The sequence below is a fragment of the Sphingomonas sp. CCH9-F2 genome, assembly GCF_001556735.1.
In the GTDB taxonomy this organism is placed as follows: domain Bacteria; phylum Pseudomonadota; class Alphaproteobacteria; order Sphingomonadales; family Sphingomonadaceae; genus Sphingomonas; species Sphingomonas ginsenosidimutans.
The window spans coordinates 1-685 of sequence record NZ_LSJO01000130.1; the positions used below are offsets into that span (position 1 = coordinate 1).

The 685-nt window shown below is 64.4% G+C and carries 1 pseudogene; it reads right to left on the bottom strand.

What is annotated here, in order from left to right:
* Positions 1–322 (bottom strand): annotated as a pseudogene (locus AX685_RS20870) (TonB-dependent receptor plug domain-containing protein); the annotation flags it as partial.
* Positions 323–685 lie beyond the last annotated feature (363 nt).

Sequence of the window (685 nt, forward strand, 5' to 3'; positions counted from 1 at the left end):
GGTTGAACCCGCGCAGCGAGATGCGCGTCGACCATTCATAGGCGCCGAAGGCGTCGGCGGACTGGAAGTTGACGCCGGGCAATTTGGCGATCGCTTTCAGCGGCGAGGTTCCGGGGGTCAGCCGCTCCATGTCGGTCGCGCTGACGGTCTGCACCTGCCTGCTCTGTCCGAAGCCGAGCACGACTATATCGTCTCGAGTGTTGTCGGTATCCTGGGTTGTAGCATCGACGACCGGAGACGCCGGCAGATCCTGCGCCTGCGCAGGCTGCACGATTAGTGCCGCAGGCGCAGCACCTGCGAGCACCAAAAACTTCGCGATCATGATCTGGCCCCTTGGTTTTTTTTGCGTCGTCGCGGTGGACCACCTATCGTTGCCGACCGGCGTGACGATGTCGTGACGCACCCATTACGGATCAGTGAAATCCACGCTCGGCACTTTACCGCCCGAACCCGATATCCGGCGCGGCGCGTCCGCGCTGGCGCTCCCGCTCGCGCTCGGCCTGCGCCGATTGGTCCATCTCGATCCCCGGCGCTTGCTCACGCCGGGGTGAGCGATCGAGCGCCGGCAGCGCGTCGAACCCGTCGCCGATGCTGGTTTGCAGCCCCTGACGGGATAGCTACGATGATCGAGGGGAGCATGAGAAAGTTGGGGGTCATGCCGCCTTCCGTTCGTCCCTCCACCTCT